This is a genomic window from Mesorhizobium sp., from assembly GCF_004962245.1.
Lineage (GTDB): Bacteria > Pseudomonadota > Alphaproteobacteria > Rhizobiales > Rhizobiaceae > Mesorhizobium.
In genome coordinates this window covers 176712-193259 of sequence record NZ_SUHQ01000012.1, presented here as the reverse complement: position 1 = coordinate 193259, position 16548 = coordinate 176712, and the positions used below count along the sequence as shown (strand labels likewise).

Here is a 16548-nt window from a genome sequence, read left to right as displayed (position 1 = left end):
CCTCAGCTTTCTCGGTCGGGGCCGAATGGACAACCTCCTGAAGGCTCACAGCTAGCTTGCCGCCCTCACCCCGAAAGAGATCGATCACCACCTGCGGTTCGTCTGCCCAGCGCAGCCTTTGATCATGCCGGCCGCACTGCATCCATCGACGGACTTCCTATAGGAGGGGATAACGAGGCTCGATAAGCAGCGAGATTTTCGCAACGCGTCGTTCGAGACCTTCATCATCCCTGCTCAGATTATCCCGCGTTGGCAGGCACGGGCGTGTTGAGCAGCTGTTGCTCCCACAGGAACGCGATGCCGCTACCACCGGCATGCTGCGTGATCACCTCGGTCAGCTTGGCGGCTTGATCGGTCCGGGCCCAGTCGCGCTGCCATTCGGCCGCCAGCGCCAGCCAGGTCATCATGTTCGCGCCAGCGGCGATCATGCGCTTGATGGCGACCTCGTGGGCCTCGACAGAGACGGCGCCGGACGCATCGGTGATCACCGTTACATCCCAACCTTCGCCGAGGGCCTGGATCGTCGGCATCGCGACGCATACCTCGGTCCACAGACCAGCGATGATCAACTGCTTGCGGCCCGTGGCCTTGACCGCGTCCACCACTTTCTGATCCTCCCAGGTGTTGATGAGCGTCCGGTCGATCACCTCCTGGCCCGGGAAAACATCCGTGATCTGAGGGAAGAGGAGGCCACCCCGCTCAGCGATCACGGTGGTCAAGATCGTGGGGACGCCGAAGGCCTTGGCGGCCTTCGCCAGACCCGCCGTATTGTTGATCACCATCTGCGGTTCGTGGCTGTTCACGTTCGCGAGTTGGTAAGGCTGGTGGTCGATCAGAACGAGTACCGAGTCTTCGGGACGAAGAAGCGAAGCAAGGCCGTTACGAAAGGTCATTATTACATCCTTTGCTGCCGTTGTGAGCGGCATTGGTTTTGCGGGAAACATGTGCCAGGGGCGACGTTGCCTGGAACCAGTATTGCCGTTCCTATTCGAGATGCGGTAGCACCCTTTTATGGCAAGCTGTGTCGCGGAAAGGGGAACGCTAAATGGACATCGAAGAGTTGCAGACCTTCGTAGAAGTGGCTGATGCCGGGGGAGTTTCGCCTGCTGCGCTCCGGCTCGGCGTTTCCAAGTCAATCGTCAGCCGGCGGCTCTTCCGGCTTGAAGCGGAACTTGGTGTCCAGCTTCTTGCACGGACCACCCGGGGCGCCGCTCTCACGGAAGCAGGAGCCACGTTTCGAGATTATGCAGCCAGAGTCTGTGCCGAGATCGACGTGGCCAGGGAAACGATCCTACCCGCCGGCGAGCTTCGCGGCCGCTTGCGGGTTGCCGTGCCGCTCTCTTTCGGCCTGACTCACTTCGCTCCCATCCTCGCGGAAATGGCGCGCCGCCACCCCCAGCTCCAAATCCACACGTGCTACAGTGATCGTTTCGTCGATCTCATCACGGAGGGTTATGATTGTGCGATACGGGTTGGCTATCTTCAGGATTCCAACCTGATCGCAAGACGCGTCGGACCAATCTATGGGAAGTTCGTCGCGAGCCCGGACTACATCAAGGCGCATGGGTCGCCCGAAACGCCGGAGGAACTCGTCGCTCACGAGGCTCTCATGCAGGGCACCGAAAGCTGGCAGCTCATGGATGGCGACAAGATCATCACGGTTCGTCCACAGGGGCGCTTCAAGGCCGACAACGGCATAGCTTTAGTTGCCGCCGCAACAGCAGGACTCGGGATCGCTTACCTGCCCGATTGCCTGACCCATGAATATATTGCTTCCGGTGCACTCATGCAGGTCATGACACGTCATCCACCACCTCCGGCCGGTGCATATGTCATCCGCCCGCCAGGCCAACATCCCGCACGGAAGATACGGGTCCTCACCGAATTGCTTGTTGAGTATTGCGAACCGGGTCCGCACCTCGCGGGTGCCGATCGCTAAAGCACGAACGGCGCGAAGTCGATCCCGACTTCACAACAGCCGATGCGGGTGGGGTCGAGGATAGATCCTTAGCCATCACGCCAGATTAATCAGGTCTGCTTGGCGGACATGGATCTCCACAGCGCGGCAGGCCGAACATGACGTGTCGCTCTCCGCCCGCCATCCCACCGATTCTACGCTATTCTGCGAGATAACTGCCCAATCACCGCGATAGCCGAACGTGCTTCTGCGGGGCTTGACTTGAGCGGACACGACTCGCCTCCGACCATTCTTAATGCCTAACTTAATGCCAAAAGAGGCAAGCGATCTGAGGGAGCAACCATCATGAGCGTAGCGAGCGACGCCCGTTTCTGGGACCGGAGCTCACGGAAGTACGCGGTCTCCTTTCCAGTCCTTAAGGACAGAGTGGGTCGTTCTGTTCTGTCGGCTGACGCATCTCTGATCGGGTCGGTGATGGCTTGAGATGGCGGGCCTATATAGCTTTCCGCCGCAATTGGCTCACGCCCAACCACACCGCCGAAACAAGGAAGTAGAGGGCGCCTACTGCGGCATAGCCGGCCACGTTTGTGATGGATGGCGGCATCGGCATCCGCGCCTGCACGATGAAAAACGTGCCTGCCAGCGCTGATTGCCCTCCGCTCAGGATCATCGCCCACTGTGCACCATAGCTCTTCCAACGACGGACTGCGGTGCCGAGTTGAAGCAGGCCAGACAGGATCGCCCATACGCCGAACACCCCGAGCACCCAATTCATGCTCATTTCCAGCGCGAGAACCACCGCGAGCGTTGTCGCCACACTGACCACGACGTTTATGGTCTGCGTGCGATTCTGTCCCAATCCTCCGCTGCGCGATGCGTCGACAAAATTGGCGAGGGCATCCCATGCAGGATAAGCCACGAGTAAAACCGCCGCGATTACCCAGGAGTGCTGTCCCACCGTAAAGGCAGCCGCCACCCAGGCAGCCGAGAACGCTGTCCGAGCGAAGTAATAGAGCTTGAGCCATTGTTCCTGGCTGGCGCGAGAAAGATCGCCACTGTGAACCGTCATTGGATCGTCCTTTCGACTAGTAGGTAGGGTTGACTCTCGGCGAACTTCGCGGAGGGACCACGGCTATGGTTATTTGAGATCTAGGACCGTATCTGGAGTCGCTCCAAGAGCGGGCCTGTCACGGCGCCGAATATCTTCGGATCGCCATAGGCCCGCGCCGAAAGCATCGCGCCGTGAACCGTCGCCATGAACGCTTCAGCCTCGGCGCGAGGGGTACTCATCAGTTGAAGTTGGCCGTGCCGCGCGCCGCGCTCCAGCACGGATGTCAGCCACGCTGACAGCGAGCGGAAATGCGCCCGGACCTCCAGGCCAACTTCCGCGGGCAGAACGGGGAGTTGGCTTGCCAACAGCGCGCAGACACAAAACGGAGCGCTGGCGTCCGCGATGCAGGCTTCCCAATACCCAGCGTAGGACCGAAGTTGTTCGAGCGGATCGGATACCTGAAGTTCGAGATTCGCCATCCCCGCTTCAGCTTCTTCCCGATACCGCGCAACCAGCGTTCGGACCAGATCGACCTTGCTTGGGAAATGGTGATGGATGCTCGCCTTACGAATCCCGACCACATCAGCGATGTCGGCATAACTGAAACCGTTGTAGCCGCCCGCGACGATCAGAGAACGCGCACAAGCCAGGATATCGTCAGAGGTGGTGGACAAGTTGCTCATGTCTTTGTCTACCTTCTGGTAGGATGGCCGTCAAGCCCTCTCTTGCAACGCGAGCGACAAACGGAGAGAGCAGTAGCGTGAAACTAGGTAGCCAGGGTGTAGACGTAGCTGCATCTTCATTGTTCTCGGCCCGCCATAATTTCGGCGATGGCTATGGGATCGCCGGTTGCAAATCCGGGCGCCCCATCCGTGTCCAGATCTGCGCTGTCAGGGCCAGGTGTATCAGTCAGGGCTGCTGTATTGCTGCGAGCTTCCAGTCGCCACCGTTCTGGCGCGTGAAAGTCCACAGTTCGGTTGTTTCCGTCGGTCGATCGGCTTCGCCCGCCACGATCTTGCCGCTGGCGCGATCGCGCATCACGTCGTGAGACTCGTAGCGCAAGGCAGCCGTGGCGTAGTCGCGATCATCTTCCCGCCAGCTCTCCGCAATATCGGCCTCCAGCAGGCTGACGTCCGACACGTCGTTCCTGATGCCCTTTTTCGCGTTGTCGGCAAGTTCCTCGGACAGATAGGACACCATCTCAGGGGTCGCCAGCCGGCGCAAGCCGGCATGGTCTTCGCGTCCGAAGGCTTCCTGAACTTCCGTCAACCGTTGCTGGAACGTGTCGAGGTCGGCCGGCGTCATTGTGATTTCATCGGAGGCTGGAGCTGCTCGGCCAAATCCAGAGCCGCCAGATCCAGACCCGATGCCTGGAATCGGGAAGGATGAGACGTTGTTCGCGTCGGGCTGGGCTGCCGCGCTTCGCCCGAAGTTCCCCGTGCTGCGCGGAACACCGGCCATGGCGGGCTCTTGGTTGCGCGCCGATTGCGACCGGAAAAAGCGGATGATCAGCATGATCGCGCCGCCGATCAGCAGCGCTTGAAGCAGCAGGCCTAACATGCCAGCCAAGCCGCCGAACCCTTGGCCCAAAAGAAGTCCGATCAGGCCGCCGAGCAACAGGCCACGCATCATCGAACCGCCGAGGCCGTTGAAGATCCCTGGTCGTTGGAAAGCCGGCGTCTGGCGGGCCGCATTGTTCGTTGCGGGCGTCATCGAGCGCTCGACCGGCGCGGCCGGCTGTGGCGCCGTCCTGGTCGGCGGGACCGACTGGAAAGTGCGCGTGCCGCGGCTGCCGAAGCTGCCGCCACGGCGCGCCTCGGCGTGATCGGCCGCGACCATGGAAAAGGCCAGGAACAGTCCTGCAAACAAAACTGCGAACCGGCTCGAACGCGAAATCATCATGGCAAATCCCTGAGCGACACTCTTCCCGCCCATATGGGGTGCGCCGATCGAAATGTCAGTGGCACGCACTTGCGCATTCAACCATCGAGGAGAATCCCCCCGGGAACGATCTCGACTTCAGACACGCGTGAAGTAGGCAACCCAGCCGATAGACATGGCCCAAGGCGGCGGTGGACACGACCGCCGCGGCAATGGCGCCAAAGCTCCGAATGGGGCGGGATGGGAGCGGCCGGAGCATCGAGGCTCTGCCGCTCCCATGAGCCGTTCAAGCGTTGACGCGCGGGTGAAGCAGATCGTCCAGGCCGATGTTCCGGTACATCTCGCGGCGCATGCGGTCGGCGACGCCGTTGACGATCTCGGCGCCGTCCTGCGACGGATCGACATGGACGCGGAACGGGCGCTTGCCGAACGGCGCGTCCACCACACGGACGATCTCGCGAGCCACCTCGGCGGGATCGGCATCGGCAGGTTCAAGACCGGCCAGGCCTTTGAGCGCCTGGTTGGCAACGTCCGCATAGGGACCGGCCTCATATTCCGCCACGCGCGCTTCGTCGAACGGTTTTCCCGAATGGGCGAAGTGATTGGTGCCCTTGGTAAAGGCACCGGGGACCATGATGGTGGTCTCGATGCCCCAGCGGGCCAGTTCGGTCGAATACGACACAGCGAGCGCATCCATCGCCGCCTTGGCTGCAAAATAGGGCGCGAGAAACGGCGGCGTGCCGCCGCGCGTCGAGGATGACCCTACCCAGACCAGGAGGCCCTTGCCCTGGCCGCGCATATGCGGCAGCGCGGAGCGGTTCACGCGCTGCGCGCCAAGCACGTTGACGTCATATTGCTGGATGAACTGATCCGGGGTGAAGGCCTCGGCGGGGCCGAACACCATATGCCCGGCATTGTGGACGATGACATCGAGGCGGCCAGCATCCTTCAGAACATGAACAATACCGCTCTCGGCGGAAGCGTCGGACTGGACATCCAGTTCGACGGTGCGCAGGTCCATGCCATGCTCCTTCGACCAGACGACGACTTCGGCGACGCGAGGCGCATTGCGGCCGTCGGTCTCGCGCATGGAGGCATAGACGGTGTGGCCAGCTTCGGCCAGGGCTTTGGCTGTCATAAGGCCGAAGCCTGACGAGGCGCCGGTGACGAGGATGATTTGCTTGGACATGGTAACGATCCCTTCGAAAGGTTCGAACGTTGGATGGATGGATTTCGGTATGCTGGCCCAGCCGGAGATCAGATGATTCCGCCGTTGGCGCGCAGGGTCTGGCCGTTGATCCAGGCGCCGTCTGGCCCGACCAGGAAGGCGACGGCGGCGGCGATATCCTCGGGCTGGCCGAGACGCTCCAGCGGTGCCAGCTTCGCAAGGCGGTCGATCGCCTCCTGCGGCTTGCCGTCAAGGAAGAGCTTGGTAGCCGTCGGTCCGGGGGCTATCGCGTTGACGGTGATGTTGCGGCCACGCAGTTCCTTGGCAAGAATGGGGGTCATCGCCTCGACCGCGGCCTTGGTGCCGGCATAGACGCCATAGGTCGGCTGAAGCAGCCCGACGACGCTGGACGAGAAGTTCACGATCCGGCCGCCGTCGCGAAGACGCTTGGCCGCCTCGCGCAAGGTGTTGAACGTGCCCTTCAGGTTGATCGCGATCTGGCGGTCGAACAGCGTATCGTCGCTGTCGGCGATCGTCGCGAGCGTCATGATGCCGGCATTGTTGATCAGCACGTCGACGCCGCCAAAGGCGGTCTCGGCAGAGTCGAACATGCGGCGTACGGCCTGCGCATCGGAGATATCGGCCTGCGCGGCGACAGCTCGCCCACCGACTGCCTCGATCTTGGCAACCACCGCCTCGGCCGAAGTGGCGTTGCCGGCATAGTTCACCACAACAGTGAAACCGTCCTTGCCGAGGCGTTCGGCAACAGCTGCGCCGATACCGCCGGAGGCGCCCGTCACGATAGCGACTTTCTGTGCTTGATTGGTCATTGTCTGTCTCCTTCATCTCGTCGGCGCCGTTGTGGCTCCCGATGAAGGCAGGATGCATCTTCCGCCTGATGAGATAATCATGCATAATTGGCATCACTATCCGACAGGTCGTACAATGGATCGTTTCGACGCCATGCGCGTCTTCACCCGCATCGTCGAGCGCAGGAGCTTCACCAAAGCCGCCGATGACCTCGGTCTGCCGCGTTCATCCGTCACAGACGCCGTGCAGGGACTGGAGGTGCGGCTTGGTGTCCGGCTGCTGCAGCGGACCACCCGCCAGGTCAGCCCGACACTGGATGGCGAGGCTTATTACCAACGATGCATCAGCCTGATCGCCGATATGGAGGATGCCGAGGGCGCCTTCGTCGGCGCCAAACCGTCAGGCCTCATCCGCGTCGACGTGCACGGCACGCAAGCGCGGCACTTCCTTTTGCCCGGCCTGCCACGCTTTCGCGAGATGTACCCCGGCATCCGCCTGCATTTCAGCGAAGCGCACCAGCCCGTCGATCTGATCCGGGAGGGGTTCGATTGTATTTTGAGAGCGGGCGAGCTAGCCGACAGTTCCCTGATCAAGCGACGCCTGGCGACGCTGGAGCGCGGCACCTTTGCCAGCCCGGACTACCTCCGGCGGCTTGGCACCCCGGAAACACCCGAGAATCTCGACGGCCACGAAATGATCGGGCTGCTTGCTCCCGACACGACCGAGGTCATCCCACTGGCATTCCAGATCAAAGGGAAAGTGCATCGCATCACGCTACCTGCCATGATGTCGGTGACCGGCCCGGAGACGAACGTCGCCGCCGCGTGCTTCGGCCTTGGGCTGATCCAGGTGCCGCGCTATCGTGTCGTCTCGGAACTGGCAAACGGTTCCCTTGTCGAAGTCCTGTCCGACTTTCCACCGACACCGCTGCCGGTTCACGCGCTTTATTCGCACAAGCACCAACTGTCGCCGCGTTTGCGGGTGTTCATCGACTGGGTGGCGCAGCAATTCCGCGACAGGACCGCACCAGCTGAATGACGCCGAGGCATACCGGACCGACGCCTCTCCGTATGTCGGCCTGAAACGATCGGGCGCTGACGGAACAAGCCTTCGGGCAATACCAAGGCCATGCCGATCGGCAAACATCCAGCTTCGAGCGGGGTGATCGTCTGCGTGGAAACACGACATGATTTGAATCAAAGCGGATCGCCGTGCGGGCCTTGATGATGAGCGCCTCGACGCCGACCACCACGGACGCCCCAAAGTCATGACCATCAAGATATCGACTCTCAGAGAGCGCTGAAAGGTGCGCAGCGGGCTGCAATCGTGCCGGCTGGCCATGGTCGGCCCCTCGCTGACCAAGACGAACTGCAATCGACAAAGGAGCCAATCATGGCCTATGCAACGACAAATCCCTATACCGGCGAAGTGCTGAGAACCTTCCCGGACGCCACGGATGCGGAGGTGGCGCAAGCAATCGAGGGCGCGCACAAGACGTTTCTTTCCTGGCGCGAAACCTCCTTCGCCGAGCGCGCCAAGGTGATGCAGAAGGCTGCCGACCTTCTGCGGAAGGATGCGGAGGCCTATGCCAGCATCCTGACCACCGAGATGGGCAAGCTTCTCTCCGAGGCCAAAGCCGAAGTCGAGCTTTCGGCGGAGATTTTTGAGTACTACGTCGCCAATGCCGAGAGGCTGCTCGCGCCTGAAGCCTTGCCTGTTGCGCGCGCGGCCGAGGGCAAGGCGCTCCTGGTGCACGAACCGCTCGGCGTGCTGCTTTGCATCGAGCCCTGGAACTTTCCTTATTATCAGATCGCCCGCATCATCGCGCCGCAGCTTTCCGCCGGCAACACGATGCTGCTCAAGCATGCCTCGAACGTGCCGCAAAGCGCGGCTGCCTTCGAAACACTGATGAAGGAAGCTGGCCTTCCCGATGGCGCTTTCAAGAACCTCTACGCCACCCGCTCGCAGATCGAGCTCATCCTCAACGATCCGCGTGTTCACGGCGTGGCGCTGACCGGCTCGGAGGGCGCCGGGTCGATCAGTGCGTCGCAGGCCGGCAAGGCGCTGAAGAAGTCGACGATGGAACTCGGCGGCGCCGACGCCTTCGTCGTGCTGGCTGATGCGGACATGCAAAAGACGGTCGACTGGGCCGTCTTCGGGCGCCACTGGAACGGCGGACAGGTCTGTGTCTCGTCCAAACGCATGATCATTGTCGACGAGGTCTATGACGCGTTCCTGGACCGCTACCGGGAAGGCGTTGCAGGCCTGGTTGCCGGAGATCCCTTCGATCCGAAGACGACTCTTGCCCCGCTCTCCTCGCAGGGCGCGGCCGACGAGATCAGGGACAAGATCCGCCAGGCCGTCTCCCTCGGCGCCGAGGCGCAGGAGATCGGCCCCAGCGTCCCGAACCAGGGCGCTTTCGTCCAGCCGACGATCCTGACGGAGGTCGGCGAGGACAATCCGGCTCGTTATTGGGAGTTCTTCGGGCCTGTCTCGATGGTGTTTCGGGCGAAGGACGAGGACGACGCCGTGCGCATTGCCAACGATTCCCCCTTCGGGCTTGGCGGCTCGGTCTTCACCTCGAATCCCGCGCACGGTGCAGAAGTAGCCAAGAAGATCTCCACCGGCATGGTGTTTGTGAACCACCCGACCATGGTCAAGGCGGATCTTCCCTTTGGCGGCGTCCGGCGCTCCGGCTACGGCCGCGAGCTGCTTGGTCTCGGCATCAAGGAGTTCGTCAACCACAAGCTTATCGACGTCGTCGATATCGATGCCCCGTTCTAGCCGCATCACCGGACAGGCGATCCTGACCGGCGGCGGCATGGTCTGCCGCTGAGCGGAACGCCCGACGGGTTCTCAAACAATTCTCCAATCCAATTCAGCCAACCCAGGAGGTTTCAATGGCAAAGACAATGAAGGCGGCGGTCGTCCGCGAATTCGGCCAACCACTGATAATCGAAGAGGTCCCGGTACCGACCGTCGGTCCGGGACAGATTCTCGTCAAGATCGCCGCAACGGGCGTCTGCCACACAGACCTCCATGCCGTTGACGGCGACTGGCCGGTCAAGCCGAAGCCTCCCTTTATCCCGGGTCACGAGGGTGTGGGGCACGTCGTCGCGGTCGGCGCGGGCGTCCGGCACGTCAGGGAGGGTGACCGCGTCGGCGTACCTTGGCTCTACACCGCATGCGGCCATTGCAAGCACTGCCTCGGCGGTTGGGAAACGCTCTGTCAGGAGCAGCAGAACACGGGCTATTCCGTAAACGGCAGCTTCGCCGAATATGTGCTCGCCGACCCCGACTATGTCGGGCATCTCCCCGACAATGTCAGCTTCGTCGACGTCGCGCCGATCCTCTGCGCCGGCGTCACGGTCTACAAGGGGCTCAAGGTCACCGACACCAAACCGGATGATTGGGTGGTTATCTCTGGTATCGGCGGCCTCGGCCATCTGGCGGTCCAGTACGCCAAGGCCATGGGCCTCAATGTGATCGCGGTCGACATCGACGATGACAAGCTTGACCTCGCCAGCCGGCTCGGCGCCGCGCTGACCGTGAACGCTCGCAAGGCCGATCCGATCGCCTTTGTGAAGAAGGAAGTGGGCGGCGCCCAGGGTGTGCTGGTCACCGCCGTCTCGCCCAAGGCCTTCGAGCAGGCGCTCGGCATGGTCGGCCGCGGCGGGACGGTGTCGCTCAACGGCCTGCCGCCGGGCGATTTCCCCCTGTCGATCTTCGACACCGTGCTCAACGGCGTGACGGTACGCGGCTCGATCGTCGGAACCCGCCTCGACCTGCAGGAAGCCCTGAATTTTGCCGGCGAAGGAAAGGTCAAGGCGACCGTCGCGACGGACAGGCTCGAAAACATCAACGACGTCTTCACCCGGATGCATCACGGCGACATTCAAGGACGCATCGTGCTCGATTTCCAGGGGTAGTGGTCCCTGTCGTTCGGCGAACGGTGACCGGCTCCGCAACCGCGCCTCGACTCCAGACAAGGCAGATGGTCGTGATCCTTCCGGCACGTTGTGCGTTGTCGCGGTGAGGCACACCGAGGAGACGAACGGTGTTTTCAGGTTTCAAAGCGACCAGTTTGCAACTGGACGACACGACCATTTTCGCAAGGGTCGGCGGGACGGGTCCGCCGCTGCTGCTGCTTCATGGTTTTCCAGAAACGCATCTGATGTGGAGGGATATCGCCACAGCATTGGCGCCCCACTTCACAGTGTAGCCGCCGACCTGCGAGGCTACGGGCAAAGCGGGTGCCCGGCCTCCTCCGCCGATCATAGCGCATATGCCAAACGCGCCATGGCCCGCGACATGCTTCAAGTCATGAAGCGGTTAGGATTTGAGCGGTTCATGGTTGCCGGGCATGATCGCGGCGGGCGGGTCGCCTATCGCCTGGCACTCGACCATCCCCATGAAATCTCCAAAGTCGCGGTCCTCGACGTCATCCCCACCGCCGCCGCGTGGGATAGGGCGGACGCCAGACTGGCTCTCGGCTTCTGGCCGTGGAGCCTTCTAGCGCAACCGGAGCCTCTGCCGGAGCGACTGGTAGGCGCGGCGCCCGATGCCGTCGTCGACAATGCGATTGCCCAGTGGGGGTCGACCGCGGATGTGTTTTCCGCGGACGTCAGGGACGCCTATGTCGATGCGCTTCGCGATCCCGCTCATGTTCATGCGATTTGCGAAGAGTACCGCGCCGCCGCCACGGTCGATCGTGAACATGATGCGCTGGACCAGGCAAACGCCCGTCGCATCGGGTGTCCGCTGCTGGCGCTATGGAGTGGCGAGGGCGGCCTGGAGAACTGGTACGCGGAGGAAGGCGGACCGCTGGCTATCTGGAGAAAATGGGCCGACAGAGTTGAAGGACGCCCCGTCCCAGGCGGACACTTCTTCCCGGAAGAGCACCCGCGCCAGACCGCAGCAGCTCTCCTAGGATTCTTCGAGGGCGAAATAGGGGAATGACGCGCGGGACAGAGTGAGGATAGTGTAGAGGCGTAAGTTGCACGGATCTCGGGAACGTTCGGCGATCCGGGATATCTCTGGTATCGCCTATCCGGCGTCAAACATGCTTGGTAAGAAATGAAGGCGATCTCTACAGCCAGGCCTCTGATATGCAGCCTCGTGTTTGTTGGCGGTTGCGCATCGCCCTTTCACGCATCCCTTGATACCGCGAAATACGACAGGATGAGTTGCGTTGAACTCAACGTGGCCATGGGCGAGGTCGCCAAGGAGATGTCGGCGACAGCGATCACCCGGGGCAAAGTCGCCAAGACCAACATTCCGGGCTGGCTATGGGGAGCCCGCCGTGTCGCCACGACCGTCACCGCCCGCCAGAGCGCGAAAATCGAGCAGTTGCGGCAGCAGCAGGCTGCCATTGCAGCGGTGAGGCGAAGCAAGTGCTAACCGCGACGCCGGGGCGGGTCTTCAGCCGGATGCAGCGGATTGGTGCGCGGCGATTGCGCCCAGAAAAATCTCGCCGAATTCCCTGAGCTTCGCGGCGCCGACGCCATTCACTTCGGCGAAGGCGTCCAGGTCGCGCGGGCAGCGTTCAGCCATATCGATCAGTGTGCGATCGGAGAAGATCACGAAAGCCGGCACCTGGCGCTCCCGGGCGAGACGCAGCCGCACCGCCTTGAGCGTGGCCAGCAGCGCGGTATCCAGGTCTTCCGTGCCTGCCTGATCGGAACGCAACTTGGCGCGCGAGGCGCGGCTCCGCACCTCGACACGATACTGGAACGGGACCTCGCCACGACGGAGCGCATGACCCGTTTCGGCGATGGCGAGGCCGCCATGGCCGCCAGGATCCGGCATCAGAAACCCTCCCGCGACGAGCCGGCGAATCAAGGACAGCCACACATCCTTCTTGTGCGCCACGCCGGTTCCGAAGCTGGCAAGCCTGTGATGGTTTCTGGCCAGAACCTTCTCGGTTTCATGACCGCGCAGAACATCGACGATATGGGCAGCGCCAAAGCGCTCGCCGGTCTGCGCGACGGCCGCGAGGATGACCCCTGCCTCCGCCTCGCCATCCGCGCGCGGCGTCTGGTCAAGGCAGTTGTCGCAATTGCCGCAAGGCGCAGCATGTTCGCCGAAGTAACCAAGCAGGATCTGGCGGCGGCACTGGGCCGTCTCGCAATAACCGATCAGCGTATCGAGCCGGCCATGCGCGCGCCTTTTATGCTCCGCCGGCGCGCCCTCGTCCTCGATGAAAAGCCGGCGCATGCGGATATCGCCGAGACCGAAGAGCATATGTGCCTCGGCAGCCCGTCCGTCGCGGCCCGCGCGCCCGATTTCCTGATAATAGGCCTCTAGGCTGCCCGGCAGATCGGTATGGAAGACATAGGCGACATCAGGCTTGTCGATCCCCATGCCGAAGGCAATGGTCGCCACCATCACCACGCCGGACAAGGTCATGAAGCTGTTCTGATTGGCCTCGCGCGCTTCCTTGCTCATCCCGGCATGATAGGCGAGCGCGCGCACGCCGTTCCGTTCGAGGAACGCCGCCATCTCTTCCGTCTTCTTGCGCGACAGGCAATAGACGATCCCGCTGCGGCCGGCATGGCGCTGCACGAAACTCAGCAATTGGCGCTTGCTGTCCTGCTTGGCCTCGATGCCAAGCTTGATGTTCGGCCGGTCGAAACCCAGCACCAGGGTTTCGACGCTGCCGGCGAACAGCTGTGCGGCGATGTCGGTGCGCGTCGCCTCGTCCGCTGTCGCCGTCAGCGCAATGATCGGCGCATCAGGGAAAATGCCGCGCAGCCGCGACAGCTCTTCATATTCGCGCCGGAACGCCGGGCCCCATTGGGAGATGCAATGCGCCTCGTCGATGGCGATCAGCCGGATATCGAGCCTGGCCAGCGCCTCGAGCATGCGCGTGGTCATGAGCCGCTCGGGCGCAAGATAGAGCAGGCGCGTCTGGCCCGCCGCGACACGGCGCCACGCGGCGACATTGGCATCGCGGTCGAGTGAGGAATTGATCGTATCGGCCGCCACCCCGGCAAGGCGCAATGCGGCGACCTGGTCCTGCATCAGGGCCACCAGGGGCGAGACGACAATGGTGAGCCCGCCCATAACCAGCGCCGGGACCTGGTAGCAAAGCGATTTGCCGGCGCCGGTCGGCATGACAGCCAGCACGTGACGCCCGGCCAGCAGTGCATCCATCACAGGAGCCTGGCCGGGACGAAAATCATCGAAGCCGAACACGTCCTTCAAGACGCGCCGCTTGGGATCCTGCGCCGGGACGTTCGCCACCGACACCTGCATCAAGGAATTTTTATGATCGGCGCCGCCCGAAAAGGCAGCGTGGGAACGACCAGCGGCGACACGACCAGCCGAAGGTCCCTGGCGAATCGCCAGGTGATTTCCTGGACAGCAGATTCGAACATTCGTACGCCCCTCAAGTCCTGTCCCCTCGGCACCGCCTGAAGGAACACCCCCTCATTGGCGGATATGGTACCGTGATTCCAGCCCCTATTCGCTTTGGCTGTGAATATCGCGTCGGCTCGGTGCGGTTAATCCTATCTTCATCATGATTCGGCAGGTTCAGGCCCTGCGGTGATGTTTTGAGTACCGCGGCGCCACAAGCGCCCAGGCAACACGCCCGCGCCTCTCCGGAGGCGCGGGCCTTTCGTTTTCAGGATTGCTATGCTGGAAGGAAGCGGCGCAAACACGCGGTCCTGCTCTTCGGACCGGGCATAAACTGCGGCGCAAGGACCTGCGTTCGCGCAGCCTCAGTCGATAAAATCGGCGCGATGCGGCGTAAAGCTGTCGACCAGGCGCCCGGCCTCGAGCGCCTTGACGCCATGCACCAGGTTGGAAGGGACAATGAAGCTGCTTCCCGTTTCCAGGATTTCGGTCCTACCGTCGATGGTGACCTCGAAGCGGCCTTCGGCGACGTAGCTCGCCTGGACATGCGGGTGCGAATGCAGCGCACCGACACCGCCCTTGTCGAAACCGAACTCGACCATCATCAGTTCGTCGGTATGCAGCAGCACGCGCCTGCGATTGCCGTCCGGGGTCGGCGTCCATGCGCCCTCGCCGGCATGCGCAAAAATCCTCGTTCCGGTCATCGCCAGATCCTCATCTCGCCTTTCCCCTCATCGCGCCAGCCAGCCGCCGTCCACCGGCACCACGGCGCCATGCATGTAGTTGGACGCCGGCGCCAACAGGAAGACAGCCGCGTCGCCGATGTCTTCCGGCTCGCCCCAGCGCCCGGCCGGAATACGCGCCAGGATGGCGGCGCTGCGGTCCGGATCGGCGCGCAGCGCCTGCGTGTTGTTGGTTTCGATATAGCCGGGCGCGATGCTGTTGACGTTGATGCCTTTCGACGCCCATTCGCAGGCGAGCAACCGCGTGATGCCGAGCACGCCGTGCTTCGAGGCGGTGTAGGAGGCGACGCGAATGCCACCCTGGAAGCTCAGTACAGAGGCGATGTTGACGATCTTGCCGCGCCGTCCGGGATCGGCAAGCACGTGCTTGGCGAAGCTTTGGCTGAGAAAGAAAACCGTCTTCAGATTGACGTCCATGACGTCGTCCCAATCGGTTTGCGTCAAATCGACGGCATCTGCGCGCCGGATGATGCCGGCATTGTTGACCAACCCGTCGAGCGGCCCGGTTTCGTCCCAGATGCGATCGAGCATCGCTTGGGCGACGGCATGATCGGCGAGATCGCAGCGCACCGCCTCGAAGTGCCCGCCCGCCGCCGCGATCTTTTCCACGGTCTCGTCCAGTTCCGAACGGCCGACACCGATCACCGCACCGCCGGCGCGGGCGATCGACAGGGCGATGCCCTGGCCGATGCCGGTGTTGGCGCCGGTGACGAGGATGCGCTTGCCGACCAGGCTGAAGGCGGAGAGGTCGCTCACCGCAGGTCTTCCATCGCCACCGGATCGACATCGGTATAGTCGACATTGTCGCCGGCCATCGCCCAGATGAAGGCATAGTTGGACGTGCCGGCGCCCGAATGGATCGACCATCCCGGAGACAGCACCGCTTCTTCATTGCGCATGACGAGATGGCGTGTCTCGTCCGGCTCGCCCATGAAATGAAAGACGCGCGCCGCCTCCGGCATGTCGAAATAGAGATAAGCCTCCATGCGCCGGTCATGCACATGGCACGGCATGGTGTTCCAGACCGAGCCTGACGCAAGCTGGGTCATGCCGACGACCAACTGACAGGTTTTCACGCCCTCGGCATGGATGAACTGGAAGATCGAGCGCTCGTTGCAGGTCGCCTGGCTGCCGAGGTCGAGCCGCTTGGCGTCGCCGATGCGGATCAGCCGGCTGGGATGGCTCTGGTGCGCCGGCGCGCTGAGCAGATAGAACTTAGCCGGCTTGACTGGATCGACTGAGGCGAACGACACCTCATTGGCGCCCATGCCGAGATACAGCATGTCGCGCGCCTGCAGATCGTAGGACTGACCACCGGCTTTCACGATGCCGGCGCCGCCGATGTTGACGGCGATCATTTCGCGGCGATCGAGAAAGTTCTTTGTCCCGGTCGGCTTGATCGCCTGCAGTGGAAGCGCTGTCCCGGCAGGCATGGCGCCGCCGACGATCATGCGGTCGTAATGGGTATAGGTCAGGCCGATGCGGCCGAGCTGGAACAGGCCCTCGATCAGGAAATTATGGCGAAGCTCGTCCGTCCCCATCGCCGCGGCGGTAACAGGGTCGATGGCGAAGCGCGAGGTGAAGTCCGTGTGATTGTCGGTCTGATTCATTACTGCCT

The 16548-nt window shown here is 62.6% G+C and carries 15 protein-coding genes and 1 pseudogene; 6 read left to right on the top strand and 10 right to left on the bottom strand.

Features of this window, described 5'->3' with window-relative positions; genetic code table 11:
• Positions 1-239 precede the first annotated feature (239 nt).
• Complete coding sequence (locus E5X88_RS15180) at positions 240-893, bottom strand: hydrolase (protein WP_292162535.1); 654 nt, start codon at positions 891-893, stop codon at positions 240-242.
• Between the two features lie 152 nt (positions 894-1045).
• On the opposite strand from E5X88_RS15180, the gene E5X88_RS15175 reads away from it, so the two are divergent.
• Positions 1046-1939, top strand: a complete 894-nt coding sequence (locus E5X88_RS15175; protein ID WP_292162533.1) for a LysR family transcriptional regulator — start codon at positions 1046-1048, stop codon at positions 1937-1939.
• A gap of 472 nt (positions 1940-2411) precedes the next feature.
• Here E5X88_RS15175 and E5X88_RS15170 read toward each other — a convergent pair whose 3' ends face one another.
• From E5X88_RS15170 to E5X88_RS15150, 5 genes are all read right to left on the bottom strand, one after another.
• Positions 2412-2987 (bottom strand): DUF308 domain-containing protein, encoded by a 576-nt coding sequence (locus E5X88_RS15170; RefSeq protein WP_292162532.1) that lies wholly within the window; start codon positions 2985-2987, stop codon positions 2412-2414.
• An 80-nt stretch (positions 2988-3067) separates the two neighbouring features.
• Positions 3068-3652 (bottom strand): TetR/AcrR family transcriptional regulator, encoded by a 585-nt coding sequence (locus E5X88_RS15165; RefSeq protein ID WP_292162531.1) that lies wholly within the window; start codon positions 3650-3652, stop codon positions 3068-3070.
• 226 nt (positions 3653-3878) lie between these two features.
• The gene (locus E5X88_RS15160) at positions 3879-4868 is read right to left on the bottom strand and encodes a Tim44 domain-containing protein (RefSeq protein ID WP_292162558.1); all 990 of its coding nucleotides are present in this window, start codon (positions 4866-4868) and stop codon (positions 3879-3881) included.
• A 268-nt stretch (positions 4869-5136) separates the two neighbouring features.
• Entirely contained in the window at positions 5137-6039 is a 903-nt protein-coding gene (locus tag E5X88_RS15155) for an SDR family oxidoreductase (protein WP_292162529.1), read from the bottom strand.
• Between the two features lie 68 nt (positions 6040-6107).
• Entirely contained in the window at positions 6108-6848 is a 741-nt protein-coding gene (locus tag E5X88_RS15150; protein WP_292162528.1) for an SDR family oxidoreductase, read from the bottom strand.
• Between the two features lie 115 nt (positions 6849-6963).
• Here E5X88_RS15150 and E5X88_RS15145 point away from each other — a divergent pair, with 115 nt between their 5' ends.
• The 5 genes and pseudogenes from E5X88_RS15145 to E5X88_RS15125 all read left to right on the top strand — a co-directional run bounded on the left by E5X88_RS15145 (position 6964) and on the right by E5X88_RS15125 (position 12228).
• The gene (locus E5X88_RS15145) at positions 6964-7866 is read left to right on the top strand and encodes a LysR family transcriptional regulator (protein WP_292162557.1); all 903 of its coding nucleotides are present in this window, start codon (positions 6964-6966) and stop codon (positions 7864-7866) included.
• A gap of 354 nt (positions 7867-8220) precedes the next feature.
• A complete protein-coding gene (locus tag E5X88_RS15140; protein ID WP_292162527.1) occupies positions 8221-9612 on the top strand; it encodes an NAD-dependent succinate-semialdehyde dehydrogenase in 1392 nt (463 codons plus the stop codon).
• A 116-nt stretch (positions 9613-9728) separates the two neighbouring features.
• Positions 9729-10757: an alcohol dehydrogenase AdhP gene (gene adhP, locus E5X88_RS15135; RefSeq protein WP_292162526.1), complete on the top strand. Its 1029-nt coding sequence runs from the start codon at positions 9729-9731 to the stop codon at positions 10755-10757.
• Positions 10758-10885: 128 nt separating this feature from the next.
• A pseudogene (locus E5X88_RS15130) lies at positions 10886-11787 on the top strand (alpha/beta hydrolase).
• Between the two features lie 222 nt (positions 11788-12009).
• Positions 12010-12228 (top strand): hypothetical protein, encoded by a 219-nt coding sequence (locus E5X88_RS15125; protein WP_292162525.1) that lies wholly within the window; start codon positions 12010-12012, stop codon positions 12226-12228.
• Positions 12229-12249: 21 nt separating this feature from the next.
• On the opposite strand, the gene recQ is transcribed toward E5X88_RS15125, so the two are convergent.
• The 4 genes from recQ to kduI form a co-directional block, all read right to left on the bottom strand.
• Positions 12250-14085 carry a DNA helicase RecQ gene (gene recQ / locus E5X88_RS15120; protein WP_292162555.1) on the bottom strand — a complete coding sequence of 612 codons (1836 nt, stop codon included), beginning with the start codon at positions 14083-14085 and terminating at the stop codon, positions 12250-12252.
• Between the two features lie 467 nt (positions 14086-14552).
• Complete coding sequence (locus E5X88_RS15115) at positions 14553-14891, bottom strand: cupin domain-containing protein (protein WP_292162522.1); 339 nt, start codon at positions 14889-14891, stop codon at positions 14553-14555.
• A gap of 27 nt (positions 14892-14918) precedes the next feature.
• Complete coding sequence (kduD, locus tag E5X88_RS15110) at positions 14919-15686, bottom strand: 2-dehydro-3-deoxy-D-gluconate 5-dehydrogenase KduD (protein WP_292162520.1); 768 nt, start codon at positions 15684-15686, stop codon at positions 14919-14921.
• The gene (kduI, locus tag E5X88_RS15105) at positions 15683-16540 is read right to left on the bottom strand and encodes a 5-dehydro-4-deoxy-D-glucuronate isomerase (protein WP_292162518.1); all 858 of its coding nucleotides are present in this window, start codon (positions 16538-16540) and stop codon (positions 15683-15685) included. Before kduI ends, kduD begins: the two co-directional genes overlap by 4 nt.
• Positions 16541-16548 lie beyond the last annotated feature (8 nt).

Excerpts from the sequence above, each read along its gene's own strand:
- E5X88_RS15165 (WP_292162531.1), bottom strand. The coding sequence starts at position 3,652 with ATGAGCAACTTGTCCACCACCTCTGACGATATCCTGGCTTGTGCGCGT.
- adhP (WP_292162526.1), top strand. The coding sequence starts at position 9,729 with ATGGCAAAGACAATGAAGGCGGCGGTCGTCCGCGAATTCGGCCAACCA.
- E5X88_RS15180 (WP_292162535.1), bottom strand. The coding sequence starts at position 893 with ATGACCTTTCGTAACGGCCTTGCTTCGCTTCTTCGTCCCGAAGACTCG.
- E5X88_RS15125 (WP_292162525.1), top strand. The coding sequence starts at position 12,010 with ATGAGTTGCGTTGAACTCAACGTGGCCATGGGCGAGGTCGCCAAGGAG.
- E5X88_RS15160 (WP_292162558.1), bottom strand. The coding sequence starts at position 4,868 with ATGATTTCGCGTTCGAGCCGGTTCGCAGTTTTGTTTGCAGGACTGTTC.
- E5X88_RS15150 (WP_292162528.1), bottom strand. The coding sequence starts at position 6,848 with ATGACCAATCAAGCACAGAAAGTCGCTATCGTGACGGGCGCCTCCGGC.
- E5X88_RS15175 (WP_292162533.1), top strand. The coding sequence starts at position 1,046 with ATGGACATCGAAGAGTTGCAGACCTTCGTAGAAGTGGCTGATGCCGGG.
- E5X88_RS15170 (WP_292162532.1), bottom strand. The coding sequence starts at position 2,987 with ATGACGGTTCACAGTGGCGATCTTTCTCGCGCCAGCCAGGAACAATGG.
- E5X88_RS15145 (WP_292162557.1), top strand. The coding sequence starts at position 6,964 with ATGGATCGTTTCGACGCCATGCGCGTCTTCACCCGCATCGTCGAGCGC.
- E5X88_RS15155 (WP_292162529.1), bottom strand. The coding sequence starts at position 6,039 with ATGTCCAAGCAAATCATCCTCGTCACCGGCGCCTCGTCAGGCTTCGGC.
- kduI (WP_292162518.1), bottom strand. The coding sequence starts at position 16,540 with ATGAATCAGACCGACAATCACACGGACTTCACCTCGCGCTTCGCCATC.
- recQ (WP_292162555.1), bottom strand. The coding sequence starts at position 14,085 with ATGCAGGTGTCGGTGGCGAACGTCCCGGCGCAGGATCCCAAGCGGCGC.
- E5X88_RS15115 (WP_292162522.1), bottom strand. The coding sequence starts at position 14,891 with ATGACCGGAACGAGGATTTTTGCGCATGCCGGCGAGGGCGCATGGACG.
- E5X88_RS15140 (WP_292162527.1), top strand. The coding sequence starts at position 8,221 with ATGGCCTATGCAACGACAAATCCCTATACCGGCGAAGTGCTGAGAACC.